The following is a 23,655-nucleotide window of genomic DNA, read 5'->3' on the forward strand; positions in this document are numbered from 1 at the left end:
ACAGGGTGAGGAAAAACGATGGCGACGATCTATGCCGAGCGGGCGCTGCTGGCGGATGGCTGGCGGGACAATGTGAGGCTCGGGATCGAGGGCGGGATGATCTCGTCCATCGAGCCGGACGCCGCCACCCAGCCTGGCGACGAGCGTCACGTGATCCTTGTTCCCGGCATGCCCAATTTGCACAGCCACGCCTTTCAGCGCGGAATGGCCGGCCTGGCCGAAATGCGCGGGCCGTCGGCGGACAGCTTCTGGTCCTGGCGTGAGGTGATGTACAAGTTCGCGCTGTCGATGACGCCTGAGCAGGTAGAGGCAGTGGCAGCGCAACTCTATGTCGAGATGCTGGAGGCGGGTTTCAGCCGCGTCGGCGAGTTCCACTACCTGCACCATGATCGCGACGGCAGTCCCTACGCCAACATCGCCGAGATGGCCGAGCGTATCGCCGCGGCGTCCGTGGAGACCGGCATCGGCCTGACGCTGCTGCCCGTGTTCTACGCCCATTCGAGCTTTGGCGGCGCGCCGGCCAATGCGGGACAACGCCGTTTCATCAACGATGCGAATCGCTTCGCCCAGCTTCTTGAGAAGGCCGGCGAAGCACTTGAAGCCGTCAATGGCGCCGTACTCGGCCTTGCCCCGCATAGTCTGCGCGCCGCAACACCAGAGGAACTGTCCGCCGTGACCGCGATGACATCAGGTCCAATCCACATCCACATCGCCGAGCAGGTCAAGGAAGTGGAGGACTGCATCGCCTGGTCGGGCGCGCGCCCAGTGGAATGGCTGCTCGCCAACGCCGATGTCGGCAGGCGCTGGTGCCTGATCCACGCCACCCACATGACCGAGGCGGAAACGATCGCCATGGCCCGCTCGGGTGCGGTGGCCGGTCTTTGCCCGATCACCGAGGCCAATCTCGGCGACGGCGTCTTTTCGGCACCGCTGTTTGCCGAACATGGCGGCAGGTTTGGCGTCGGCTCGGATTCGAATGTCGAGATCGGCGTCGGCGGCGAGCTACGCATGCTTGAATACTCGCAGCGCCTCGCCCACCGCGCCCGCAATGTGCTGGCCTCAGCCGGCCAGTCGACCGGCCGCGCGCTGTTCGACGCAGCACTCGCTGGTGGCGGCCGGGCACTGGGTGCAGGTCCCGCATGTATCGCCAAAGGCTCTGCGGCCGATCTGGTCTCGCTCGACGCCAGTCACCCGACGCTTGCCGGCAAAAGTGGCGACGCAATTCTCGACGCCTGGATCTTTGCCGGCGCAGGCAAGACGGACAGCGTGTGGGTCCGCGGGCGCAAGGTGGTCACTGGCGGCGCACATTTCCGCCGCGAGGCTATTGCGGCCAGGTTCCGCGCCGTGATGATTGAACTGACAGCGGGATAAGCAAAGGAGCTTCGGTGACTGATTCGACTGGCGATGCCGGGGGCTCTGAGAATGCGGCTGGCGGAGACGCCTCGCCGTCACTCTACCAGCGCATCCTCACCGACATCAGGGACCGCATCGTCTCTGGCGAATGGGAGCCGGGTTATCGCATTCCTTTCGAGCATGAGTTGACCGAAGAGTATGGCTGCTCGCGCATGACAGTGAACAAGGCGCTGTCGCAGCTGGCCAAGGCCGGGCTGATCGAGCGGCGCCGGCGCTCCGGCAGCTTCGTGCGCCGGCCGCAATCGCAGGCGGCGGTGCTCGAAATCCACGACATCCGCATCGAGGTCGAGGCGCTCGGCCTACCCTATCGCTATGAACTGATCGCCCAGACCCGGCGGCGCGCCAACACCACCGACCGCGAGCGGCTGGGCCTCGATGTGCAGGGCCAGGTCCTGGCGCTGCAATGCCTGCACTTCGCCGGCTCGCGACCTTTTTGCATGGAGGACCGGCTGATCAGCCTGTCGGCCGTGCCGGAGGCCGCGGAGGAAAAATTCGCGGAGGCAGCACCCGGGCCGTGGCTGATCGGCCGCGTGCCCTGGAGTTCGGCCGAGCATGTCATCCGCGCGACCGCTGCGGACACGGAAATCGCCGCCGAGCTCAACCTTAGCAACGGCTCTCCCTGTCTCGTCGTCGAACGCCGCACCTGGAGCGCTGAGCGCCCCGTCACGCATGTGCGTTTCACCTACCCGGCTAACGCGCACGCCGTCGTCGCCCGCTTCACCCCTTCAGACAGCTAAGCCCCAAAACAGAAACGCCGCGCATCCAAGGGATGCGCGGCGCTCGTTCGGCATGAAACCGAAAGCGATCGTCAGACAGCGGCCGTGACGATGATCTCGACCTTGTATTCAGGGCCGGCCAACTTGGCTTCGCCGGTGGCACGAGCAGGCGTGTTGCCCTGCGGCACCCAGCCATCCCAAACCGAGTTCATCTCGGCGAAGGTCGACATGTCGTCGAGCCAGATGATCGCCTGGAGGATCTTGGTCTTGTCGGTGCCGGCCTTGGCCAGCAGCGCGTCGATCTCGGCGAGGATCGCCTTGGTCTGCGCGGCAACGCTCTCGCCGGGGGCGCCGACCTGGCCAGCCAGGTACACGGTGCTGTTGTGGATGACGATCTGGCTCATGCGAGGGCCGACATCGATACGACGAACGCTCATGGTGGTCTCCTTCCGTTAAAGGTGCGCCTTCTTAGATTTTGCGCCCCCCTTGGCGCAAGGCCGCAAAGGCCGAATTCCATAGGCCAGCACGGTCGGTTGCGACCTTGGAAAGGAAATGCACCGCTTTGTCGCAGCGCTGCGTTGACTAATGTAATAACATCACATATCCAGAAGCGACTTCTACGACCGCTCCGGGACGAGCCGATGACCGACGCCCTGACATTCAAGGACCTGACGCTGGGCTACAACAGCCATCCGGCGGTCCACCATTTGACGGGCTCGATCAAGGTCGGTTCGCTGACTGCGGTGGTCGGCGCCAACGGCTCGGGCAAGTCCACGCTGATGAAGGGTATCGTCGGCGTGCTGAAGCCGATGGCCGGCAGCTGCACGCTGGCGCCCGGCAAGCGCATCGCCTATCTGCCGCAGCAATCGGAACTCGACCGCAGTTTCCCGGCCCGCGTCGTCGACCTGGTTTCGCTTGGCCTCTGGCCCATGCGCGGCCTGCTTGGACGCTACAACCGCGAGGACCGCGCTGCAGTGACCGAAGCGCTGATGGCAGTTGGCCTCGAAGGCTTCGACGCCCGACCGATCGACACCTTGTCCGGTGGCCAGTTGCAGCGGGCGCTGTTTGCCCGGGTGCTGGTGCAGGACGCCGACCTGATCCTGCTCGACGAACCGTTCAACGCCGTCGATGCCAAGACGGTGGGCGACCTCATCGCCCTCATCAAGCGCTGGCATGGCGAGAGCCGGACGGTGATGGTCGTCGCCCACGACCTCGAACTCGTCCGCGCCAACTTTCCCGATACGATGCTGCTCGCCCGCCGTCCGGTCGCCTGGGGCGACACGCAGGCAGCGCTGAGGCCTGAAAACCTCCTGAAAGCCCGGCGTTTCGATGAAGCCTGGCATGACGATGCGCCATGGTGCGAGCCCGATCACGGCCACTCGCATACTCATTCGCATGGCCATGACGACCATCATCATCATGAGCACGGCGAAGTCCACGACCATCCCGACCACGAATCCGGTCCACGGGCAGCCTGAGCATGTATGATTTCCTGATCGCTCCATTTGTCGAGTTCGGCTTCATGCAGCGCGCCCTGACAGGCTCGCTGATGCTGGCGCTGGGCGCCTGCCCGGTTGGCGTGTTCCTCATGCTGCGCCGCATGAGCCTGACCGGCGACGCCATGGCGCACGCCATCCTGCCGGGTGCCGCCGCAGGTTTCCTGCTCTATGGGCTGCAGATCGTGCCGATGACCATCGGTGGTCTGATCGCCGGCGTCATCGTGGCACTCGGCGCTGGTGCGGTGTCGCGCTTCACCGTGCAGCGCGAAGACGCCTCGATGGCGGCTTTCTACCTGATTTCGCTGGCGCTCGGCGTGCTCATCGTGTCGCTGCGCGGCTCGAGCGTCGACCTGATGCATGTGCTGTTCGGTACCGTTCTGGCGCTCAACGACGATGCATTGACGCTGATTGCCCTGATCTCAGGCATCACGTTGTTGACGCTTGCGATCTTCTGGCGCGCGCTGGTGGCAGAATGCCTCGACCCGCTGTTCCTGCGCTCGGTCAGCCGACTGGGCACGCCAGTGCATTTCATTTTCCTCGGTCTGGTCGTGCTCAATCTTGTCGGCGGCTTCCAGGCGCTCGGCACCTTGCTTTCGGTCGGCCTGATGATGCTGCCGGCCGCGGCTGCCCGCTTCTGGACCGCGCGCGTCGAGCCCATGTGCCTGCTCGCCTTCGGCTTCGGCGCCGTCTCGTCGGTCGCCGGCCTGCTGATCTCCTATCATGCCTCCCTACCCTCCGGCCCGGCCATCATCCTGTCGGCAGGTGCGATCTACCTGGCGTCCATCCTTTTCGGCACGCGCGGTGTCTTCAACACCAAGCTGCGCCGCCATCGTCACCGCACCGCCTGACCCCTTCATCCCCTCAACCAGGAGAACTTCATGCTCAGGAAGATTGGTTTCGCCTCCGCGATGAGCGTTATAACATTAAGCTCGATCTGGTCCGCTTCGGCATCGGCCGAGCCGATGAAGGTTGTGGCCAGCTTCTCGATCATCGGCGACTTCGCCCAAAATGTCGGCGGCGACCGCATCGAACTGACCACGCTGGTCGGCTCCGACGGCGACGCCCATGTCTACGAGCCCTCGCCTGCCGATGCCGTCAGCATGTCCAAGGCCAACGTCGTGCTGGTCAATGGCCTCAATTTCGAAGGCTTTCTCAAGCGGCTTGTCGAGGCGAGCGCCACCAAGGCGTCGGTCGTCGAACTGACCAAGGGCATCGAGCCACTGAAGATGCAGGAAGACGAGCATGGCCATGGCGAAGCCAGCGGCCACGGCCACGATCACGGCGAGTTCGATCCGCACGCCTTCCAGTCGATCAGCAATGCCAAGGTCTATGTGAAGAACATTGCCGATGCGTTCTGCGCGGCGGATGCCGCCGGCTGCGACACCTACAAGGCCAACGCCGAGGCCTACACTGCCAAGCTCGACGCCGAGGATGCCGAGGTCAAGGCTGCGGTGGCCTCAATCCCGGAGGAGAAGCGCACCATCATCACCTCGCATGACGCCTTCGGCTATTTCGAGCACGCCTATGGGCTGACCTTCCTGGCGCCCGAGGGCATTTCGACCGAGGCCGAGGCATCGGCCGCCGACGTCGCGGCCCTCATCAAGCAGGTGCGCGACGACAAGGCCTCGGCCATCTTCGTCGAGAACATCACCAATCCGCGCCTTGTTGAGCAGATCGCCGGCGAGACCGGCATCAAAGTCGGCGGCACGCTCTATTCGGACGCGCTGTCCAAGGCCGATGGCCCTGCGTCGACCTATATCGACATGATGAAGAACAACATCTCGACGATCAAAGCCGCCATTTCAGGCAGCTGACAGCGGAGCGATCACGCAATTACCTCGTGCTTTCAATCGGATAGCGCGAGGTCCAGCCAAACTGATTCAAGCAAGCGGACCGGCATCCGCCGGCTAGCAGCCTCACCCTGCCTCGACAAGCAGCAGGAAGTCGACGTTTTGCTTGACTTCAATCTGTTACGTAATAACATTTGGAGACTTTGATGAAGCATTTGCTTTCAGCCGCATCGGCCTTGTCCATCTTGGCTGCCGCATCACTCGCCCATGCCGAGGAGAAGACCGCCTGGCGCCTCTTCGTCTCGGACCAGGCGGCATCAGTGGTCCATGCTATCGACGCCCAGACGGGTGAGCGGCTCGCGAGCTTCGACACCAAGGCACCGGCCAGCCTCTACCGCAGCGACAGCGGCCGCACCGTGTTCGCCGTCCAAGGCAAGGGTGACACGGTCGCGGTGATCTCGAGCGGCATCGCCTTCGGAGACCATGGCGACCACGGCGACATCAGCGTCGAGGCCCCCAGGCTTCTCGACGTCAGCTTCGACGGCAAGAAGCCGTCGCATGTCGTCGACCACGGCGGCGACATCGCCTTGTTCTTCGACGGCGAAGGCAAAGTCCGCATCGTCGACGAGGCCAATGTGCTCGAAGGCAAGCCGGCCATCAGGGAAGTCGCAACCGCGGCCCCTCATCATGGCGTGGCCATCGCCATGGGCGACCACGTACTGGCGACCGAACCCAATTTCGAAAAGCCGGACGAACTGCCCGTCGGCATCACGGTGACCGACCGCTCGGGCGCCAAGGTGGGCGATATCAATACCTGCCCTGACCTGCACGGCGAAGCTTCTTCCGGAAATCTGATCGCCATCGCCTGCGCCAAGGGGCTGCTGATCGCAAGGGAACAAGCCGGCAAGCCGGCCATCGACTTCCTGCCCTATGATGCAACACTGCCTGCCGGCAAATCGACCACGCTGGTCGGCGGCCGCGGTCTTCAATACTTCCTCGGCAATTACGGGCCGAGCGCCGTCGTCTTGATCGATCCCAAGGCCAAGGAGGCGTTCCGGCTGATCGACCTGCCGACGCGTCGGGTGCACTTTGTCGTCGACCCGATCAGAGCGAAATATGCCTATGTCTTCACCGAAGACGGCAATCTGCAGCGCATCGACGTCGTCGCCGGCAAGATCGACGCCGCGCTCAAGCTGACCGAGCCCTACAGCATGGACGGTCACTGGAGCGAACCGCGCCCGCGAATTGCAGTTGCCGGCGACCGTATCATTGTCTCGGACCCGCTGAGGAGCGTCCTACACACCGTCGATGCCAGTACCTTCGAACGGACCGCCGATATTGCGGTCGAAGGCAAGCCGTTCAACCTCGTGGCTGTCGGCGGCTCCGGCGAAACCCATTGACCCCGTCGGGCCGGCGCAGGCCGGCCCGTCACTCCGGCGTGACTACCACCTGCAGGCGGTTGCCCTGCCGCACCGACAGTGGCAAGACTGGCGCCGACCTGCCGCGCCGCGGCCCAGTTTGTGAGGACTACAATGGAAATTCGCCAGATCACCGACGACTATTCGGTTTCGGGCCAGATCACCGCTGACGAAGTTGCCGCCATCAAGGCGGCCGGCTTCAAGAGCGTCATCTGCAATCGTCCCGACGACGAGCAACCCGGCCAGCCCTCGGCAGCCAGCATCCGTAATGCCGTCGAAGCCGCAGGCCTCGCCTTCCGCCACATCCCCGTTATCAGCGGCCAGATGACCGCCGACAACGTCACCGACATGGCCGGCGCGCTGGACGAGATGGAAGGCCCGGTCTTCGCCTATTGCCGCTCGGGTACCCGCTGCACCAATCTCTACATGGCGATCCAGCAAAGCCGAGGCTGAGCGCAAGCCTGAAAGGCGACTGGGAGCTAAAGCCCCAGTCGCTCGACTTCATCCTTGCGGAAGCCGAGATCGTAGTCGAGGAAGAATTCGTCCAGCTGCGGCGGAGCGACGGAGGTGCCCGACAGCATCGCATGCACCTGCCCGCGATGATGGATCTGGTGGATAAACAGATGCGCCAGCAGGTCACCGATACGCTCCGGGATTTGCCCGGCTTCGCCCCTGTCTGAAATCACGCGCCGGTCGAGATCGGCCTCCGTCAGCCGGTCGCAGAAGGCGACAAGCCTGCGATCGAATGCCAGCTGCGCCCCGGCAAGGGCCGATGCGTCTTCGAACGCGACGAAGCGGTCGAAGATCCTGCGCCCCTCGCCCGCCTCCTCGACCATGTCGAGATAATAAAGGTCAACCTCGAGGATGTGGTTCAGCGTTTCCTGGACCGAGGGAAAGAAGCTGGTGCGCGTGGCCGCGAACTCGCCGGGCTCGAGGGCCGTCACGGCGCGGTAGATGCGGTCGTTGGACCACAGATTGTTGCGTGCCATGCGGCGGAAATGATCTGACATGTCCATGGACCCGTCCCGGCTGCTTGCCTGCCTTACGGCAATGGCGGCTCGTAGCGACCGACCGACTGCTCGATGGCGCCGAAGATCGAATGGCCCTGTTTGTCCTTCATCTCGACGCGGACCTTGTCGCCCAGCGAAACGGCAATCGTCTCGACCCCGTTTCTGACGACGGCACCGGCCGAAAGCGGCCTGCTTGCTGCGACCTCGGCGATCAGCTTCGGAAAGCTCGTCCAGCCGCCGGTTGCGACGCTGCGCGTGCCCGCCTGCAACGTCAGATGTACCGCGCCATCCCAGGCATCGCCGAGCTCGTCCGGTGTCACGGCCACAGGCGACAACGTCGAGGTACCGGAATGGCCACCATCGACGACCGTATCAGCCGAGAGCACCAGCAGCGCCACCGCCTCCCTGGCACCGGCGGCAGGCGCAGCCAGCGCCACATCGGTGACAATGGCAGCCACTGAAGCCTCGACATGGGCATCGCGTGTCTTGCCGGTGAGTTCGATCGCGTCGCGCGGCCCGGTCAACGAAGTGCCGCCACCCACGCGCTGGTAGATGCGCGGCAGCGGTGCGTCGGCATCATGTTCGTGGAAGCGGGCGGAAGGAACGGAACCGACCTCGAGCGAACTCGCCAGCGAGGCGAGATGCGGCGAGATGCGGCGCCAGTCGTCCAGAGCGGCCTGCAGGTTGGGCGCCAGGAAAGAAGCGTCGGTGTAGCGGGTCAGATCGCGCGAGACGACGACCAGCTTGCCGTCGCGCGAACCATCATTGAGCGTAGCCAATTTCATGTCGTTCCTCCCGATTCCCGTTCAGTTTCCCCCGAGATCAAGAACATGCCCGTCGTGACCGATCGTCAAGGGACCGGACCACGTTTTCCTGACAGCCGCGACCCAATCGACCTCGCCGATCTCGGCATCGTCGGCCGGGATCAGGTGGTTGAGCACCAGCCGGCCGACGCCGGCGCGCGCAGCGATCGTACCGGCCTCTTCGGCCAGACTGTGACTCGCCATCAGATGTTGCCTCAGCCGCGTGCCATTGCCGGTGCGGGCAACCAGCCGTTCGACACCGGCCTCAAGCATCGCCTCATGAATGAGAACGTCTGCACCGTGCGAAAATTCCGCGAGTGGGGGAAAGAATGCCGTATCGGCGGAGACAACCACGCTTGTGCTGTCATGCTCGAAGCGCAGGGCAAAGCATTCGGTGACAGGCGGATGATCGACGCGTAGCGCCGTCACCTTCAACCCGCCATCGCCGAGCACGTAGCCTTCGCCGAATTCGACGATCTCGACCATGTCCCTGAGGTCAGGCCGCCCTTCGTCGTCGATGCGGGTTTCGATATCGAATTCAAGCGCTTGAACAAATCCTCGCCAGTATCGATTCAAGCCGGCGGGTCCAAACACCCTGATCGGAGTCGACAGGCCCGCTGTCCAGGCCGTGTGGATCAATGGCCCAAGCTCGAGCACATGGTCGGAATGCAAATGTGTGATGAAGATGAGGTCGAGTTGCTTGAGGCTCAGCCCCGCGTCGGTCACACCACGCGTCACGCCCAGACCGCAATCGACCACGATACGGCGACCGCCCAGTTCAAGCAGCGTGGAGGTAGGCCACGGGCCGCCGGGCCTGATCGCCGGGCCGCCCTTGGTGCCGAGCAGAACGATGCGGTCGCTCATGCGCCCCTGCCCCATGCGGGCAGTTGGATTCCAAGATTCATAAACGCCTCCTTGCTCTCGCCGACGGTAGTGCGCCGGCAAGCATCAAGGCAAGGCGAAAGCGTCAGTCGACGCGGCGCGGATATTGGGCGCGCGGCGGAATCCAGTGATGCAGGATCGCCAGTGCCAGCAGGCTGACGCAGCCGATCAGCACGATGACGAACAGCATCACACCCCTGTCGGGCGAGGCCGTGGCGACGAGCGGGATCGCACCTGCAGGAGGGTGCGTGACGCGCAGCATCAGCATCAGCGCGATGGAAACCCCGACGGCCAGGGCCGACACTTCCCAAAGTCCCGGAAAGGCGAGCGCTGCGGCAACGCCGATCAAGGTCGCAATGAGATAGCCGGCAAAGACATTCATCGGCTGCGCAAGCGGGCTCGCCGGCTGCCCGAACATCAAGACAGCAGTCGCCCCGAGGGGCGCGATCAGCATGGGAATGCCGGTGAACGAGGCCAGACCGCCAATCGTTGCCATGCCGACCACGGCGCCCGAACCCGATTTCAGATGCGAGACGAAGTGCCCCTTGGGCTCATGGCGTGCGGTAAGGCTGCGGATGTGGCGGCGCAAGTCGGTCCCCCGGGCGAAAAGGCCCGCCTGGATAGCAAATCCGCCGCCACGCTGGCAACGCGGGTTTGTTCGAAAAATTCGACCTGTAGTGAAAAAACTTTCCCTACCAGTCCATCACAACCTTGCCCGAGTTGCCGCTGCGCATGGCATCGAAGCCTGATTTGTAGTCGTCGATGCCGATGCGATGCGTGATGAGGCCGGTCACATCGAGCGGCCCCTGCACAAGCGCTATCATCTTGTACCAGGTCTCGAACATCTCCCGGCCATAGATGCCCTTGAGATGCAGCATCTTGAAGATGACCTTGTTCCAGTCGATCTCGAAGCCGGTCGGGGCGATACCCAGGATGGCGATCTTGCCGCCATTGTTCATCGTGTCGATCATGTCGCGGAAGGCGGCCGCCGAACCCGACATTTCAAGACCGACGTCGAAACCTTCCATCATGCCTTCGTCACGCATGACATCGGCCAGCTTCTCCTTGGAAGCATCGACGACATGATGGATGCCCATCTTGCGGGCGAGTGCCAGCCGCGTCGGATTGATATCGGTGATGACCACCTTGCGGGCGCCGACACACTGGGCAACCATCGCGCCCATGATGCCGATGGGCCCGGCACCCGTCACCAGAACGTCCTCGCCCACGAGATCGAAGGACAGTGCGGTATGCACCGCATTGCCGAGTGGGTCGAAGATCGCGGCAATCTCGTCTGATACGTCGTCGGGGATCGGCACCACATTGTGCTGCGGGATCGCCACATATTCTGCGAAGGAGCCGGGCCTGTTGACGCCGACGCCAAGCGTGTTGCGGCAGAGATGGCCACGCCCGGCGCGGCAGTTGCGGCAATGGCCGCAGACGATGTGGCCCTCGCCCGAAACGCGCTGGCCGACCTTGTAGTCCGTCACGCCGGCGCCGAAATCGGCGACCGTGCCGACGAACTCATGACCGGTCACCATGGGCACCGGCACCGTCTTCTGCGCCCACTGGTCCCAGTTGTAGATGTGGACGTCGGTGCCGCAGATGGCCGACTTGCGCACCTTGATCAGCACGTCATTGGGGCCGATCTCGGGAACAGGGACGTCTTCCATCCAGATACCGGGTTCGGCCTTGGCCTTCACCAGTGCGCGCATCATGTTCGACATCGTCTTTTCCTTCGAATCCCTTGATCCAGAATCGCTTTCGCGGCCTCAGGAAATCACGCCCAGTTCGCGGCCAACTTCGCCGAATGCCGCAACCGCCCGATCGATGTCTTCAGCCGAATGCGCTGCCGACATCTGGGTGCGGATGCGCGCCTGCCCCTTGGGCACAACCGGGAACGAGAATCCGATCACATAGATGCCGCGCTCCAGCATCTTGGCCGCCATGTCCTGCGCCAGCGACGCATCGCCGAGCATGACCGGGATGATCGGATGATCGGCTCCGGCCAGCTTGAAGCCGAGCTTGCCCATGCCCGAACGGAAGCGGGCAGCATTGGCATAGAGCCTTTCGCGCAGGGCGCCGCCCGAGGCGATCATGTCCAGCACGGTGATCGAAGCGCCGGCGATAGACGGTGCCAGCGTGTTGGAGAACAGATAGGGCCGCGAGCGCTGGCGCAGCCAGTCGACGACCTCGCGCTTGCCCGAGGTGTAGCCGCCCGAGGCACCGCCGAGTGCCTTGCCCAGCGTTCCTGTGATGATGTCCACCCTGCCCTCGACGCCGCAATGTTCCGGCGTGCCGCGGCCGTTCTTGCCGACGAAGCCGACGGCGTGGCTGTCGTCGACCATCACCATGGCGTCGTATTTTTCGGCGAGATCGCAGACGCCTTTCAGATTGGCGATGATGCCGTCCATCGAAAACACGCCGTCGGTGGCGATGAGCTTGAAGCGGCTGCCTTCGGCCTTCTTAAGCTCTTCCTCCAACGCCGCCATGTCGTTGTTGGCATAGCGGAAACGTTTGGCCTTGGAGAGCCGCACCCCGTCGATGATCGAAGCGTGATTGAGGGCATCGGAGATGATCGCGTCCTCTTCGCCCAGCAATGTCTCGAACAGACCGGCATTGGCGTCGAAGCAGGAGGAATAGAGGATCGTGTCCTCCATGCCGAGGAAGCCGGAGATCTTTGCCTCGAGCTGCTTGTGTTCCTCCTGCGTGCCGCAGATGAAGCGCACCGAGGCCATGCCGTAGCCGTAGCGGTCGAGTGCTGCCTTGGCAGCGTCGCGCAACTCCTCGCTGTCGGCGAGGCCGAGATAGTTGTTGGCGCAGAAGTTCAGCACCTTCTGGCCGCCTGATACCTCGATCTCGGCCGACTGGGTCGAGGTGATGACGCGTTCGGACTTGTAGAGGCCGGATGATTTAAGCCCGGACAGTTCCGCCTGGAGATGGGAGAGGAAAGCATTGCTCATCGCGTCACGTCCCGTTCGAAGTTGGCCGAATGTGGCGGCAAGACCTAGCCGATACTACCGGAAATACGACCCAAGGGGTCGATCATCCGTGGAATACGTTTCGGCCACGCTGGATCGCCCGCCAAGGCGCCGATAGCATCGCCGAACAATTGGTACCAAGCGGAGCATGCAATGGCCGGCGGACAGTTTCCAGTATTCGATCTGGGCAATTTCGAACGGGCCGATCCGGGCGAGCGCCAGCGCCTGGGTGCCGAGGTCGACGCCATCTGCCGCTCCACCGGCTTCCTAGCCATCACCAATCATGGCGTGCCGCAGACGGTGATCGATGCAGTGTGGACGAAGGCGCGTGACTTCTTCGACCTGGCGCCGGAAGACAAACAGAAGTCGAAAGCGCCCTACAAAGGCTATCCCTACGGCTATCTCGGGCCAGAACTCGAAGCATTGGCCCGTTCACGCGACGTCGACAGCCCGCCCGACCTCAAGGAAAGCTTCAACGGCGGTCCGCAGCGCGTGCCTGAAGGCATGACCGACAAGGACGCACTGGCCTTCTGCTATGCGCCGACGATCTGGCCTGGCGCTCCGGAAGGCTTCGTCGATGCCTGGAAGGCCTATTATCAGGCGTTGGAAGATCTTGCCGGGCGGGTCATGCGGCTGTTCGCGGTCGCGCTGAAGCTGCCGGAAGTCTATTTCGAGCGCTTCATCGATGCTCCGATCAGCGCGCTGCGCGCGCTCAACTATCCTGAACAGACGGTCCCGCCCAAGCCGGGCCAGTTGCGCGCCGGCGCCCACACCGACTATGGCAGCCTGACGATCCTTTTGCCGCAGGCCGGCTCCAGGGGCCTGGAGCTGATCACGCCCGACGGCAACTGGACGGCGGTTCCGCCCGTGGCAGGCGCCTTCATCATCAATATCGGCGACCTGATGGCGCTGTGGACCAACGACCGCTGGGTGTCGACCATGCACCGGGTGGTCAACCCCTCGCCCGAGGACGGCGGCATGGACCGCCGTCAATCGCTGGCGTTCTTCCACCAGCCCAACTGGGACGCCGAGATCGTCTGTCTCGAACAGTGCCTAGCCTCTGGCGAGACACCGAAATACCAGCCGGTATTCTCCGGCCCCTATCTGATGGGCAAATTCCAGTCGACGACGAAATAGGCCGGCCGAAAAGCGGCCGGCCCGACGGATCGATCAGGATAGCGGCGCACCGACAATGTCGATGCCGTTGCGTGCGCATGCTTCGGTGAGTGCCTGGATGACCTCGGCGGTCGGGGCGACCTGCGGCGGGATTTCCGCCTTTGCGGCGGGAACGCTGACTTCGCGCACCATGCGTTCGAAATCGCCGCGCGTGGTGATGGTCAGGCAACGAGCGCCTTCGGCGGATTCGACACGATAGCTGTGCGGGACGCCCTTCGGCGCCAGCATGGTCTGGCCAGCGCGGCCGTAAAGGTCCTTGCCGCCGACGTTGAAGCGCACCACGCCTTCGAGGATGTGGAAGACCTCGTCCTCGTTGTGGTGAATGTGGAGCGGCGGCGAGGCGCCATAGGGCATCAGGTGCTCGATGACGCTGATGGTGTCGGCTCCCGCCTGACCGGATACCATGATAGTGGCGAGAGTGCCGTTGAACCACAGCAGTTCGCCGTCATTTTCTGTCTTCGCATGGATGGTCACTGGATTTCCTTTCGAGCAGCGCGGTCTTGAAGCCGCGGTGGGCTCGCTCTAAGGGCCGACCGTATCCGTTCGAATTCGGCGAAACCGAAGTCCGTATCCAAAATCTGAAACAATTCGCACTCCATACGAACCTATATCGCGGATCGACACGAGCGAGACCTTGTCACGAATGCGACGCCGGCAAGCGCCGTTTCCTTGGCCGCAACGCCATCGCAGCCACGTTATCCTCGGGTGGATCAGAGCCAGCGCCGAGGGGACAACATGGCCGACGCCAGCATTTCGAGCATTCGCATATTCCGGCAGTGGCAGCCGTTTCGCGACGGCACCTACCGCTGCTCGGGCGGACGCAGCGCCGAAGGCTTCGATTCAACCATTGTCGAGATTGCATGCCACGGCGGTACCGTCGGCTATGGCGAGATGGCGCCGCTGGGCAGCTTCTACGACCCGGCCTTTGCGGCAGGCGCCCGCGAGGCAATGAAGGAACTGGCGCCGCAGCTGCTGGGCGGCGACGCCTCAGGAATCGAGGCGTTGAACCGGCGCATGGACCTTTTGCTCAAGGGCCATCCCTATGCCAAGTCGGCCATCGATATGGCGCTCTGGGACCTGGCCGGTAAGCGCTCCAACCTTTCGCTCGCAACCATGTCTGGGGGAGCAGAAGGAGAGAGCCTGGCGCTTTATCGCTCCGTCGCCCAGCAGGCGCCGGACGCGATGGCGGCGCGGGCGACGAAATACATCGCCGAAGGCTACCGCCGCCTGCAGGTCAAGGTCGGGCTCGACGTCCACGAGGATATCGCTCGGCTGGAAGCGGTGCGCGCCGCCGTTCCTGCCGATACGGTGCTATTCTGCGACGCCAATGCCAGCTGGGGCACGGCGGAGACACGCCGCTTCCTGATGGCGACGCGTAATCTCGACTATACGCTGGAGCAGCCTTGCGCGAGCTACGAGGAGAACCTTGCGATCCGCCGCGCTACCGACCGGCCGCTGGTGCTGGACGAGACGATCGACGGCGCTGACGTGCTGATCCGGGCAATAGGCGACGGGCTGGTCGACGGCATCACCATCAAGCTCGCACGCGTCGGCGGCCTGACCAAGGCCAAGCTGCTGCGCGACATCGCCATTGCCAGGAATCTCAAGGTCACAATCGAGGACACCGGCGGCGCTCAGATCGACACCGCGGCCTATTCCGGCCTGCTTATGTCAACGCCCGAGCATCTCCGGCAACACACAGTCGACTTCCACAACTGGGTGACGGCCGCGAACGCGCGCGGCGACTTCATCATAGCAGATGGCATGATGCGCCCGCCTCAAGGGGCAGGTCTAGGCGTCGAGGTCGACGCATCGGCCCTGGGCGATCAGGTGTTCGCCTGCAAGGCCTGATGGTGATGGCTGGACGGACACGCCCCCGCACCCGCCCAGCCGAGCATCGGCGCTATGGTAGCGGGGCGCCGACGACCTGAAATCTGCTCGTAGCCGGGCCGTCGAAGAAGTCCTGGCCGGCTTGCGGCGCGCGCTCGGTCCTTACCGGATGGCCTGCTGATGCCGGCAGGCACATTTCGCGGACCATCCGCTCGAATTCATCGCCTTGGGTGACGACGAGGCAGGTGCCGCCTTCGCCCGGCTCGATGCGGAAGGTGTGCGGCAGTCCCTTGGGGGCCACGACCGTCTGGCCCGAATGGCAGAAGAAATAATTGCCATCGACACGGAAGCGCAGCGTGCCCTCGATGACGTGGACGATCTCGTCACCACTGAGTTCGACATGGAGAGGCGTGGAGCCATCACGCGGCATACGGCACTCAACGATGCTGATGTCATCATCGCCGGAACCAGCCGCCACGCGGACGGTCATCAGATTGTCGCCAAACCATAGTGCCTGGCCGGCATTCTCAGCCCTGTCAGCGATCATTGATATCCCCGTTCTCCCGCCCGCCAAAAGCGGCGGACAGTCACGGAGATATCGACGCCGTGTAACAGCTTGAAGCCGAGCAAGGCGACGCATGTTTCAGAAACTTGAAACAATACGCGCTTAAGTCGAAATATATTCGCAACCTCTAAACCTGAAAGCGAAAACCTTTTTGCACGCGAATCCAATTCGATGACCGAAAAAGGCTAAAAAGAAAGCGGCCACGAAGCAGTGCTTCGCGGCCGCCCTTAACCGTATGAGCTTGTATCTAAGCCTTAGAAAAACGCCTGCAGGCCGGTCTGGGCACGGCCCAGGATCAGCGCATGCACGTCATGCGTGCCTTCATAGGTGTTGACCGTCTCCAGATTCTGCGCATGGCGCATGACGTGGTAGCCAATCTGGATGCCGTTGCCGCCATGCATGTCGCGGGCGACACGGGCGATGTCGAGCGCCTTGCCGCAATTGTTGCGCTTGACGAGGCTGATCATCTCGGGGGCGAACTTGTGCTCGTCCATCAAGCGGCCGACGCGCAGGCTGCCCTGCAGGCCGAGCGCGATCTCGGTCTGCATGTCGGCCAGCTTCTTCTGGTAGAGCTGGGTGCCCGCGAGCGGCTTGGCGAACTGCTTGCGGTCGAGGCCGTACTGGCGAGCACGGTGCCAGCAATCCTCGGCAGCGCCCATGACGCCCCAGGAGATGCCATAGCGGGCGCGGTTAAGGCAACCGAACGGACCCTTGAGGCCCGACACGTTCGGCAGCAGTGCGTCTTCGCCGACTTCGACGCCTTCCATGACGATCTCGCCCGTGATCGAGGCGCGCAGCGACAGCTTGCCGCCGATCTTCGGCGCCGACAGGCCCTTCATGCCCTTCTCGAGCACGAAACCGCGGATCTGGTTGTCATGGGCTGATGATTTGGCCCAGACGACGAAGACGTCGGCGATCGGCGCGTTCGAAATCCACATCTTCGAACCGGAGATCTTGTAGCCGTTGGCCGTCTTCTCGGCGCGGGTCTTCATGCCGCCAGGATCGGAGCCTGCGTCCGGCTCGGTCAGGCCGAAGCAGCCGATCCATTCGCCCGAGGCGAGCTTGGGCAGGTACTTCTTGCGCTGTTCCTCGGAGCCGTACGCATAGATCGGGTACATCACCAGCGACGACTGCACCGACATCATCGAGCGGTAGCCCGAATCGATGCGCTCGACCTCGCGTGCCACCAGACCGTAGGTCACGTAGCCGGCGCCAAGGCCGCCATATTCCTCGGGAACGGTGATGCCGAGCAGGCCGGCCTCGCCCATTTCGCGGAAGATCGCCGGATCGGTCTTCTCGTCGAGATAGGCTTCCTCGATGCGCGGCGCGAGCTTGTCGGCGGCGAAGGCGGCTGCGCCATCGCGCACCATGCGCTCGTCCTCGGTCAGTTGGTCTTCGATCAGGAACGGGTCGGCCCAGACAAAGCTGCCGCCGCCGGCCGGTGTGGATGCGCTCATGGTTCCTCCGGAGAATGGGTGATTTTTGCCCATCCTAGACCGCTTCGGCACTTTTCGCTAACAAGTAATCTCGGACAGTTTATGCGCAAATTCGATCAACTTAGAGTCAGCTCCGCCGATGCGCCGAACCTATGTGCCAACGATTGCAGAGCTTGAGGCGTTCCGCGCCTGCGCCAGCCTCGGCACGACAATTCGCGCCGCCGATCAGCTCGGCCTGACGCAGAGCTCGGTCAGCCGTTCGATCGGCCAGCTGGAGGACCGGCTGGGGGTGGCGCTGTTCCATCGGGTCAGACAACGGCTGGCGTTGTCCGATGCCGGCAGGCGCTTTGCCCGCGATGCCGAAGCCATCCTGGACAGCCTGCATGAAGCGGCAGTGCGCACCATGGCCTTCGGCGGCCAGTCCGACGTGCTCAGCATCGCCGTGCTGCCGACCTTGGCCGATCGCTGGCTGATCCCGAGGCTCGCCGGCTTTCACGCGACCCATCCGCAAGTCGCCATCGACCTCGCCGTGCGGCTGGAAACCGTCGACTTCGAAACCGAAGCCTTCGACGCCGCGATCCAACGCGGTCCGGCGGAGACGGGACAGCCGGGTATCGTCAGGCTGTTCGACGAGGTCCTCGTCGTGGTCGCCGCGCCGGCTCTGCTCGATGGCCGCGCCGCCCTCGACGACGCGGAGCTTGCCGCGCTGCCGCTGCTGCAGCAGTCGACGCGGCCGACCCTGTGGCTGCAATGGTTCCAAGCCGCCGGCATCGACCCGCGCACCACTTTGCGCGGCCACCGCTTCGAGCAGTTTTCCATGGTGGTCGAGGCAGCGGTCGCCGGCCTCGGCGTGGCGGTGGTACCGGAAGTGCTGGCCGAACGCGAACTCAGCACGGGCCGGCTCGTCATGGCCTCGCCCAACCGCATTGCCGGTGAAGCACCCTACCGGCTTGCCTTCCGGCCAGGCAGCGAGGACCGGCCGGGCCTGCGCGAATTCGTCCGCTGGCTGACGGCGGAAGCCGTCAGATCCTGAGGCCGAAGCGGATGCCGTCATAGATGGCGGCGTGGATGTTGCGCGCCTGCACGGCGTCACCGATGCGCAGCAGCAGGAAGCGGCCGTCGGTATTCCTGTCTGGGAAAATGTCGCCGCCATGAATCAGGCGCTCATAGTCGATCGCGCCTGAATTCTTCGACAACGGCTTGAGCTCGAGATAGAGGTCGTCGAGCGGCAGCGTGCCGTGTTCGACCACAACCTGGTCGACACGGCGCTCCTCGCTCCAGCCCTTGGCAAAGTCGGAGGCGAGCGTTGCCACCAGCTGATTGCCGTCGCGCCGGACCTGTTTGAGCCGCGTGTTGATGGTGATCTTCACGCCATTGCGGTGGAACGCTTCCATGTAGGGCACATGATTCATGCCGCCGATTTCGGGAGCAAAGAAGCGCTCGGGCGTCAAAAGCTCGAGCTTGCTGCCAGCCTTGCCGATCAGTTCGGCCGCCGTCATGCCCTGATGGCCGCCATTGTCGTCATAAAGCAGCACGTTTTCGGCCGGCTTGACGCTACCGGCGATGATGTCCCAACTCGACGTCACCAGGTCATCGCCCGCATCCAACGGCGGGTTCTGTGGCAGGCCGCCGGTGGCAATCACCACCGCGTCGGGGCCCAGCGCCAGAACGTCGTCGCTTCCTGCCCAGATGTCATAGCGGATCTCGACGCCGAGGCGCTCCAACTCGGCCAACCGCCAGTCGACGATGCCGATCAACTCGCGCCGGCGCGGATTCTGGGCTGCCAGCCGAATTTGGCCGCCGGCCTGGCTCGATGCTTCCAGAACCGTCACCTTGTGGCCGCGTTCGGCGAGCACACGCGCCGCCTCAAGGCCAGCCGCCCCGGCCCCCACCACAACGACCTTGCGCAGCGGCCCATCGGTGCGGGAAATGACATGCGGGATCGTCGCCTCACGGCCGGTGGCGGCGTTGTGGATGCACAACGCACCGCCGCCCTCATAGATGCGGTCGAGGCAGTAGGTGGCGCCGACACAGGGCCGGATTCGGTGCTCTTCGCCCGCCTCGACCTTCGCAGTGATATGCGGGTCGGCTATATGGGCACGCGTCATGCCGACCATGTCGAGCTTGCCGGCCGCGATCGCATGACGAGCCGTGGCGACATCCGAGATGCGGGCGGCATGGAAGACCGGGAACTTGGTCGCTTCCCTGACCTCGCCGGCGAAATCGAGATGCGGCGAGGCCGCCATTCCGTGGATGGGGATGACGCCGGTCAATGCTGCATCGGTGTCGATATGGCCGCGGATGATATTGAGGAAGTCGAATTTTCCCGATGAGGCCAGCCTTTGGGCAATATCGACGCCCTCCTGGCGCGACAAGCCCTTGTCCATGTCTTCGTCGGCGACCATGCGGATGCCTACAAGGAAATCCGGGCCGACGGCCGCGCGCACCGCATCGATCACCCGCCAGGTGAAGCGCAGGCGGTTGTCGAGCGAGCCACCATAGTCGTCGTCGCGATGGTTGGTGGCCGGCGACCAGAAGCCGTCGAGCAGATGGCCATAGGCCTCGAACTCGATACCGTCGAGGCCTGCCGCCTGCATGCGCTGGGCGGCCGAGGCATAGTCGGCGACGATGCGGTCGAGGTCCCAGTCCTCGGCGGTCTTGGGGAATGTGCGGTGGGCGGCCTCGCGCACCGGCGAGGCGCTCAGCACCGGCAGCCAGTCGGCCTTGTTCCAGGCGGTACGCCGGCCAAGATGCGTCAGCTGGATCATCACCTTGCAGTCGTGCTCGTGACAGGCATCTGCCAGCTCGGCCATCCAGGGCACGATCGCATCGTCATAGGAATGCAGGTTGCCGAAGGCGGCCGGACTGTCGCGCGACACGATCGCCGAGCCCGCCGTCATCGTCAGCGCCATGCCGCCTTTGGCCTTTTCGGCATGGTAGAGCCGGTAGCGCTCCTTGGGCATGCCGTCCTCGGAATAGGCCGGCTCATGGCTCGTCGACATGATGCGGTTCTTGAGCCGCAAGTGCTTGAGCTGGTAGGGCTGGAGAAGCGGATCGTTGCTAGTCATTGCCTTCCTGCATCATCAAGCGCTAATAAGCGCCACCAAAACCCGTTGCCGGCGCGACTGTCGCCCGTGCCCGCGTCGGCGCAATGAGCCAAGGGCGACCCAAGAGCAGCCCAATGACCATCACCGACACCCTCACGCAGCTCGGCGCCCATGTTCAGACGCCGACCTCGCCAGAAACCGCCGTCCTCGAAACCGTGCCCTACGGCCGCGCCGACGGCCCGCCCGCCATCGTGCGCTTCACCTGCCCGGAGTTCACATCGCTGTGCCCAGTCACCGGCCAGCCCGACTTCGCCCACATCGTCATCGACTATGCCCCCGACCAGCTGCTGGTCGAATCCAAGTCGCTGAAGCTGTTCATGGTGTCGTTCCGCAACCACGGCGCCTTCCATGAGGACTGCACCATCATGATCGGCCGCCGTGTTGTCGAAGCGACAAAGCCCTTGTGGCTGCGCATCGCCGGCTACTGGTATCCGCGCGGCGGCATCCCCATCGACGTGTTCTGGCAGACCGGCACGCCGCCCGAGGGCTCGTGGCTTCCCGAAACCGGCGTCGCGCCCTATCGCGGGCGCGGCTAAGGTCCGGACAACGGGACGGGCGCTCATTCGCATTGGTACTGGCTGAGCGCCCATTCATTGGTCACCGACAACAGGTCGGCGACCTTCCATTGACCATCGACCTTCTTCAGCTTCCACTGCATGCGATGCGGTTCGCCGGCTGCCGTGAAGGCCGCGACCACGATCGCCGTGTCTGCAGTCTCCGACCCGATGATCTTCAGACTCTTGTCGAGTTCGGCCTTGTTGTAGGCTGCGCTGTCGAGCGGCATATTGGCGTCGAGGCAATCGCCTTGCCCCGACTTTTCGAGCTGATCGCGAGCGTCGAACACAGCCTTGGCCGGATCGACGAAGCGGCCGCGTTCGGCGGGATCAAGCTCAAGGCCGATGCGATCGTAGAACGGCCTGACGGCTTCGACGGCAGTTCCAGCTATGGCCGGCGTGACCAGCAGCGGCAGAAGGGCAGTTGCAAAAGCGGCTTTCATCGCGGCCTCAGCGTTGTATTGATAGCCCTCAATAGCACGCATCATCGACGGCTGCCTTGCGCTGCAACGTCATCTTTCACCTCGACACGCACGATCCTGCCTTCGGCACCAAAATGCACCGTCTCCTCGCCCGACCTGATGAGGCGGACGCCGGTGACGGCATGCGTCGCCTCGAGCCGCCAGCGCGACCAGGCAGAGCGCGGCGAAAGTGCCGCCACCTCTTCGTCCTTGGAAACCTGGTCGCCATACACGGCGAAGTAGCCGCGAAACGCCGCCATGATCGCGTCGCAACCGACAACGATTGAGCCGACGCCATCGGAGACATAACAGGCTTCAGGCGCGAAGCAGGCTTCGATGGCGGCGAAGTCGAGGACGTCAATTGCCGTGTGATAGCGCTTCAGAGCTGCGACGGGATCGAAGGCCGTGTCATCCATAGCCTGCAGCCTCAATACCAGGCGTCTTCCATCGAGGCCTTCTTGCGCGTCATGAAGTCCTGCAGCGCCTCGTCAATGCCAGGATCGAGCGGCGGCGCCTCGTATTCGGCGAGCATGGTCTTCCAGCGCCTGTTGGCGCGGGCGGCTGCGTCGACCGAGCCGGCGGCCTCCCATTTTTCGTAAGGCTCGTTGTCGGCTATGGCCGAATCCCAGAACGCTGTCTCGTAGTTGGCCATGGTGTGGGCGCAGCCGAAGAAATGGCTGCCGGGCCCCACTTCGCGGAAGGCGTCGAGCGCCAGTTGGTTGTCGTCGATCTTCACGCCGTCGAGATAGGTGTGCAGGGCACCGCAGAAGTCGGCGTCCATGACGAACTTCTCGTAGGACATCGACAACAGCCCATCGAGGAAGCCTGCCGAATGCAGGATAAAGTTCGCGCCACAATGGACCGCCGCCAGCATAGACATGGTGCCTTCGTTCATGGCGTGGGCATCGGGCAGCTTCGAGGTGGTGAAATTGCCGGAGCAGCGCAGCGGCAGCTTCAGCCGCCTTGCCAGCTGCCCGATGACCATCGAGCCGATGGCCGGTTCCGGCGTGCCGAAGGTCGGTGAGCCCGAGCGCAGTGACATGGAGGACAGGAAATTGCCGAAGATGACAGGCGCGCCGGGACGTTCGAGCTGGGTCAGCGCGCAGCCGGCCATGGTCTCGGCCAGAGACTGGGCGATCGCGCCGGCATTGGTCACCGGCCCCATGGCGCCGCCGAGGATGAAGGGCACGATGACAGCCGCCTGGTTTGCTCGGGCATAGGCGCGCAGTGCGGTGGTCATGGTCGCGTCCCAGACCAGCGGCGAGTTGACGTTGACGTTGCCGAGGATGACGCAATTCTCGTCGGTGAATTGTTCGCCAAAGACAATGCGCGCCATGTCGATGGAATCTTCCGCGCGGTCCTCCGAGGTCACCGACCCCATGAAGCCGCGGTCGGAATAGCGGATGTGGCTGTAGACCATGTCGAGATGGCGCTTGTTGACAGGCACGTCGACCGGCTCGCAGATGGTACCGCCCGAATGGTGCAGCCAGGGCGAAGACTGCGCCAGCTTCACGAAGTTGCGGAAATCCTCGATGGTGCCGTAGCGGCGGCCATTGTCGAGATCCATGACGAAGGGCGAGCCATAAGCAGGCGAAAACACCACGCTCTTGCCGCCGATCTCGATCGAACGCCCGGGGTTGCGCGCATGCTGGGTGAAGGTCGCGGGTGCAGTCCTCAGCACTTCGCGCAGCAGGCCAGGCTCGAATTTCACCAGGACGCCTTCGACCTTGGCCCCTGCCCGTTTCCAATGGTCCAGCGACACCGGATCGTCGCGAAACTCGATGCCGATCTCGGCAAGGATCTTGTCGGCAGTCTCTTCGATGCGAACCAGATTTTCCTCGGAGAGGATGTCGTAGGTCGGGATGTTCCTGAGGATATAGGGCCGGCCATGCGCCTCGGGTCCGTGCGCGCGCTGCTCGCGACGGGCGTTGCGGCCGCCGCGTTCGCGACGCTTGGTTGGTTCAGTTGCAATATCGGGGGCGACGACGTCCATGCACGGCTCCAACACGTTCCT

Annotated in this window: 25 protein-coding genes; 11 read left to right on the top strand and 14 right to left on the bottom strand. The window is 63.8% G+C overall.

Annotated features, from left to right (window positions below):
- Positions 1 to 18 precede the first annotated feature (18 nt).
- A complete protein-coding gene (locus NDO48_RS16720; RefSeq protein ID WP_018427236.1) occupies positions 19 to 1,371 on the top strand; it encodes a formimidoylglutamate deiminase in 1,353 nt (450 codons plus the stop codon).
- A 14-nt stretch (positions 1,372 to 1,385) separates the two neighbouring features.
- The gene (hutC, locus tag NDO48_RS16725; protein ID WP_018427235.1) at positions 1,386 to 2,150 is read left to right on the top strand and encodes a histidine utilization repressor; all 765 of its coding nucleotides are present in this window, start codon (positions 1,386 to 1,388) and stop codon (positions 2,148 to 2,150) included.
- A gap of 71 nt (positions 2,151 to 2,221) precedes the next feature.
- On the opposite strand, the gene NDO48_RS16730 is transcribed toward hutC, so the two are convergent.
- The gene (locus tag NDO48_RS16730) at positions 2,222 to 2,566 is read right to left on the bottom strand and encodes a RidA family protein (RefSeq protein WP_018427234.1); all 345 of its coding nucleotides are present in this window, start codon (positions 2,564 to 2,566) and stop codon (positions 2,222 to 2,224) included.
- 204 nt (positions 2,567 to 2,770) lie between these two features.
- Between NDO48_RS16730 and aztA the strand changes: the two genes are divergently transcribed.
- The 5 genes from aztA to NDO48_RS16755 all read left to right on the top strand — a co-directional run bounded on the left by aztA (position 2,771) and on the right by NDO48_RS16755 (position 7,289).
- Positions 2,771 to 3,607: a zinc ABC transporter ATP-binding protein AztA gene (gene aztA, locus NDO48_RS16735; RefSeq protein WP_018427233.1), complete on the top strand. Its 837-nt coding sequence runs from the start codon at positions 2,771 to 2,773 to the stop codon at positions 3,605 to 3,607.
- Between the two features lie 2 nt (positions 3,608 to 3,609).
- Positions 3,610 to 4,476, top strand: a complete 867-nt coding sequence (gene aztB / locus NDO48_RS16740; protein ID WP_018427232.1) for a zinc ABC transporter permease AztB — start codon at positions 3,610 to 3,612, stop codon at positions 4,474 to 4,476.
- 30 nt (positions 4,477 to 4,506) lie between these two features.
- Positions 4,507 to 5,442 carry a zinc ABC transporter substrate-binding protein AztC gene (gene aztC / locus NDO48_RS16745; protein ID WP_026227027.1) on the top strand — a complete coding sequence of 312 codons (936 nt, stop codon included), beginning with the start codon at positions 4,507 to 4,509 and terminating at the stop codon, positions 5,440 to 5,442.
- 182 nt (positions 5,443 to 5,624) lie between these two features.
- Positions 5,625 to 6,818: a zinc metallochaperone AztD gene (gene aztD / locus NDO48_RS16750; protein ID WP_018427230.1), complete on the top strand. Its 1,194-nt coding sequence runs from the start codon at positions 5,625 to 5,627 to the stop codon at positions 6,816 to 6,818.
- 132 nt (positions 6,819 to 6,950) lie between these two features.
- Complete coding sequence (locus NDO48_RS16755) at positions 6,951 to 7,289, top strand: TIGR01244 family sulfur transferase (RefSeq protein ID WP_018427229.1); 339 nt, start codon at positions 6,951 to 6,953, stop codon at positions 7,287 to 7,289.
- Between the two features lie 26 nt (positions 7,290 to 7,315).
- Here the strand turns inward: NDO48_RS16755 and NDO48_RS16760 are convergent, their stop codons facing one another.
- From NDO48_RS16760 to NDO48_RS16785, 6 genes are all read right to left on the bottom strand, one after another.
- Complete coding sequence (locus NDO48_RS16760) at positions 7,316 to 7,852, bottom strand: DinB family protein (RefSeq protein WP_018427228.1); 537 nt, start codon at positions 7,850 to 7,852, stop codon at positions 7,316 to 7,318.
- A gap of 26 nt (positions 7,853 to 7,878) precedes the next feature.
- Positions 7,879 to 8,631, bottom strand: a complete 753-nt coding sequence (locus NDO48_RS16765; protein ID WP_018427227.1) for a fumarylacetoacetate hydrolase family protein — start codon at positions 8,629 to 8,631, stop codon at positions 7,879 to 7,881.
- Positions 8,632 to 8,652: 21 nt separating this feature from the next.
- Positions 8,653 to 9,513: an MBL fold metallo-hydrolase gene (locus NDO48_RS16770; protein ID WP_018427226.1), complete on the bottom strand. Its 861-nt coding sequence runs from the start codon at positions 9,511 to 9,513 to the stop codon at positions 8,653 to 8,655.
- Positions 9,514 to 9,616: 103 nt separating this feature from the next.
- A complete protein-coding gene (locus NDO48_RS16775; RefSeq protein ID WP_018427225.1) occupies positions 9,617 to 10,120 on the bottom strand; it encodes an HPP family protein in 504 nt (167 codons plus the stop codon).
- A gap of 103 nt (positions 10,121 to 10,223) precedes the next feature.
- The gene (gene tdh, locus NDO48_RS16780) at positions 10,224 to 11,258 is read right to left on the bottom strand and encodes an L-threonine 3-dehydrogenase (protein ID WP_018427224.1); all 1,035 of its coding nucleotides are present in this window, start codon (positions 11,256 to 11,258) and stop codon (positions 10,224 to 10,226) included.
- Positions 11,259 to 11,303: 45 nt separating this feature from the next.
- On the bottom strand, positions 11,304 to 12,494 hold the full coding sequence (locus tag NDO48_RS16785; protein WP_018427223.1) for a glycine C-acetyltransferase: 1,191 nt from the start codon (positions 12,492 to 12,494) through the stop codon (positions 11,304 to 11,306).
- 171 nt (positions 12,495 to 12,665) lie between these two features.
- On the opposite strand from NDO48_RS16785, the gene NDO48_RS16790 reads away from it, so the two are divergent.
- Positions 12,666 to 13,649: an isopenicillin N synthase family dioxygenase gene (locus NDO48_RS16790; protein WP_267321818.1), complete on the top strand. Its 984-nt coding sequence runs from the start codon at positions 12,666 to 12,668 to the stop codon at positions 13,647 to 13,649.
- 33 nt (positions 13,650 to 13,682) lie between these two features.
- Here NDO48_RS16790 and NDO48_RS16795 read toward each other — a convergent pair whose 3' ends face one another.
- The gene (locus tag NDO48_RS16795) at positions 13,683 to 14,162 is read right to left on the bottom strand and encodes a cupin domain-containing protein (protein WP_267321819.1); all 480 of its coding nucleotides are present in this window, start codon (positions 14,160 to 14,162) and stop codon (positions 13,683 to 13,685) included.
- 261 nt (positions 14,163 to 14,423) lie between these two features.
- Here NDO48_RS16795 and NDO48_RS16800 point away from each other — a divergent pair, with 261 nt between their 5' ends.
- On the top strand, positions 14,424 to 15,539 hold the full coding sequence (locus NDO48_RS16800) for a mandelate racemase/muconate lactonizing enzyme family protein (RefSeq protein ID WP_018427220.1): 1,116 nt from the start codon (positions 14,424 to 14,426) through the stop codon (positions 15,537 to 15,539).
- Positions 15,540 to 15,591: 52 nt separating this feature from the next.
- On the opposite strand, the gene NDO48_RS16805 is transcribed toward NDO48_RS16800, so the two are convergent.
- Both NDO48_RS16805 and NDO48_RS16810 read right to left on the bottom strand, forming a co-directional pair.
- Positions 15,592 to 16,065, bottom strand: coding sequence for a cupin domain-containing protein (locus NDO48_RS16805; protein ID WP_267321820.1), 474 nt, complete (start codon positions 16,063 to 16,065; stop codon positions 15,592 to 15,594).
- Positions 16,066 to 16,337: 272 nt separating this feature from the next.
- Positions 16,338 to 17,540 carry an acyl-CoA dehydrogenase gene (locus tag NDO48_RS16810; protein ID WP_018427218.1) on the bottom strand — a complete coding sequence of 401 codons (1,203 nt, stop codon included), beginning with the start codon at positions 17,538 to 17,540 and terminating at the stop codon, positions 16,338 to 16,340.
- Between the two features lie 118 nt (positions 17,541 to 17,658).
- On the opposite strand from NDO48_RS16810, the gene NDO48_RS16815 reads away from it, so the two are divergent.
- Complete coding sequence (locus NDO48_RS16815) at positions 17,659 to 18,552, top strand: LysR family transcriptional regulator (RefSeq protein ID WP_018427217.1); 894 nt, start codon at positions 17,659 to 17,661, stop codon at positions 18,550 to 18,552.
- Here NDO48_RS16815 and NDO48_RS16820 read toward each other — a convergent pair.
- Positions 18,542 to 20,587: an FAD-dependent oxidoreductase gene (locus tag NDO48_RS16820; RefSeq protein WP_018427216.1), complete on the bottom strand. Its 2,046-nt coding sequence runs from the start codon at positions 20,585 to 20,587 to the stop codon at positions 18,542 to 18,544. The genes NDO48_RS16815 and NDO48_RS16820 overlap by 11 nt on opposite strands.
- A 113-nt stretch (positions 20,588 to 20,700) precedes the next feature.
- On the opposite strand from NDO48_RS16820, the gene queF reads away from it, so the two are divergent.
- Entirely contained in the window at positions 20,701 to 21,162 is a 462-nt protein-coding gene (gene queF / locus NDO48_RS16825) for a preQ(1) synthase (protein ID WP_267321821.1), read from the top strand.
- 23 nt (positions 21,163 to 21,185) lie between these two features.
- Here queF and NDO48_RS16830 read toward each other — a convergent pair whose 3' ends face one another.
- From NDO48_RS16830 to NDO48_RS16840, 3 genes are read right to left on the bottom strand one after another with little or no spacing between them, the layout of a single operon-like run.
- Entirely contained in the window at positions 21,186 to 21,668 is a 483-nt protein-coding gene (locus NDO48_RS16830; protein WP_018427214.1) for a hypothetical protein, read from the bottom strand.
- Positions 21,665 to 22,057 carry a nuclear transport factor 2 family protein gene (locus NDO48_RS16835; RefSeq protein ID WP_018427213.1) on the bottom strand — a complete coding sequence of 131 codons (393 nt, stop codon included), beginning with the start codon at positions 22,055 to 22,057 and terminating at the stop codon, positions 21,665 to 21,667. Before NDO48_RS16835 ends, NDO48_RS16830 begins: the two co-directional genes overlap by 4 nt.
- A gap of 11 nt (positions 22,058 to 22,068) precedes the next feature.
- A complete protein-coding gene (locus NDO48_RS16840) occupies positions 22,069 to 23,634 on the bottom strand; it encodes a trimethylamine methyltransferase family protein (RefSeq protein ID WP_018427212.1) in 1,566 nt (521 codons plus the stop codon).
- Positions 23,635 to 23,655 lie beyond the last annotated feature (21 nt).

It is taken from the genome of Aminobacter sp. MET-1 (assembly GCF_026521175.1).
Taxonomy (GTDB): Bacteria; Pseudomonadota; Alphaproteobacteria; order Rhizobiales; family Rhizobiaceae; genus Aminobacter.

Bases quoted from the DNA above. Each gene is read 5' to 3' on its own strand.
- NDO48_RS16720 (WP_018427236.1), top strand. From the start codon at position 19: ATGGCGACGATCTATGCCGAGCGGGCGCTGCTGGCGGATGGCTGGCGG.
- NDO48_RS16730 (WP_018427234.1), bottom strand. From the start codon at position 2,566: ATGAGCGTTCGTCGTATCGATGTCGGCCCTCGCATGAGCCAGATCGTC.
- aztA (WP_018427233.1), top strand. From the start codon at position 2,771: ATGACCGACGCCCTGACATTCAAGGACCTGACGCTGGGCTACAACAGC.
- aztB (WP_018427232.1), top strand. From the start codon at position 3,610: ATGTATGATTTCCTGATCGCTCCATTTGTCGAGTTCGGCTTCATGCAG.
- aztC (WP_026227027.1), top strand. From the start codon at position 4,507: ATGCTCAGGAAGATTGGTTTCGCCTCCGCGATGAGCGTTATAACATTA.
- aztD (WP_018427230.1), top strand. From the start codon at position 5,625: ATGAAGCATTTGCTTTCAGCCGCATCGGCCTTGTCCATCTTGGCTGCC.
- NDO48_RS16755 (WP_018427229.1), top strand. From the start codon at position 6,951: ATGGAAATTCGCCAGATCACCGACGACTATTCGGTTTCGGGCCAGATC.
- NDO48_RS16760 (WP_018427228.1), bottom strand. From the start codon at position 7,852: ATGGACATGTCAGATCATTTCCGCCGCATGGCACGCAACAATCTGTGG.
- NDO48_RS16765 (WP_018427227.1), bottom strand. From the start codon at position 8,631: ATGAAATTGGCTACGCTCAATGATGGTTCGCGCGACGGCAAGCTGGTC.
- NDO48_RS16770 (WP_018427226.1), bottom strand. From the start codon at position 9,513: ATGAGCGACCGCATCGTTCTGCTCGGCACCAAGGGCGGCCCGGCGATC.
- tdh (WP_018427224.1), bottom strand. From the start codon at position 11,258: ATGTCGAACATGATGCGCGCACTGGTGAAGGCCAAGGCCGAACCCGGT.
- NDO48_RS16785 (WP_018427223.1), bottom strand. From the start codon at position 12,494: ATGAGCAATGCTTTCCTCTCCCATCTCCAGGCGGAACTGTCCGGGCTT.
- NDO48_RS16790 (WP_267321818.1), top strand. From the start codon at position 12,666: ATGGCCGGCGGACAGTTTCCAGTATTCGATCTGGGCAATTTCGAACGG.
- NDO48_RS16800 (WP_018427220.1), top strand. From the start codon at position 14,424: ATGGCCGACGCCAGCATTTCGAGCATTCGCATATTCCGGCAGTGGCAG.
- NDO48_RS16805 (WP_267321820.1), bottom strand. From the start codon at position 16,065: ATGATCGCTGACAGGGCTGAGAATGCCGGCCAGGCACTATGGTTTGGC.
- NDO48_RS16810 (WP_018427218.1), bottom strand. From the start codon at position 17,540: ATGAGCGCATCCACACCGGCCGGCGGCGGCAGCTTTGTCTGGGCCGAC.
- NDO48_RS16815 (WP_018427217.1), top strand. From the start codon at position 17,659: ATGCGCCGAACCTATGTGCCAACGATTGCAGAGCTTGAGGCGTTCCGC.
- NDO48_RS16820 (WP_018427216.1), bottom strand. From the start codon at position 20,587: ATGACTAGCAACGATCCGCTTCTCCAGCCCTACCAGCTCAAGCACTTG.
- queF (WP_267321821.1), top strand. From the start codon at position 20,701: ATGACCATCACCGACACCCTCACGCAGCTCGGCGCCCATGTTCAGACG.
- NDO48_RS16830 (WP_018427214.1), bottom strand. From the start codon at position 21,668: ATGATGCGTGCTATTGAGGGCTATCAATACAACGCTGAGGCCGCGATG.
- NDO48_RS16835 (WP_018427213.1), bottom strand. From the start codon at position 22,057: ATGGATGACACGGCCTTCGATCCCGTCGCAGCTCTGAAGCGCTATCAC.
- NDO48_RS16840 (WP_018427212.1), bottom strand. From the start codon at position 23,634: ATGGACGTCGTCGCCCCCGATATTGCAACTGAACCAACCAAGCGTCGC.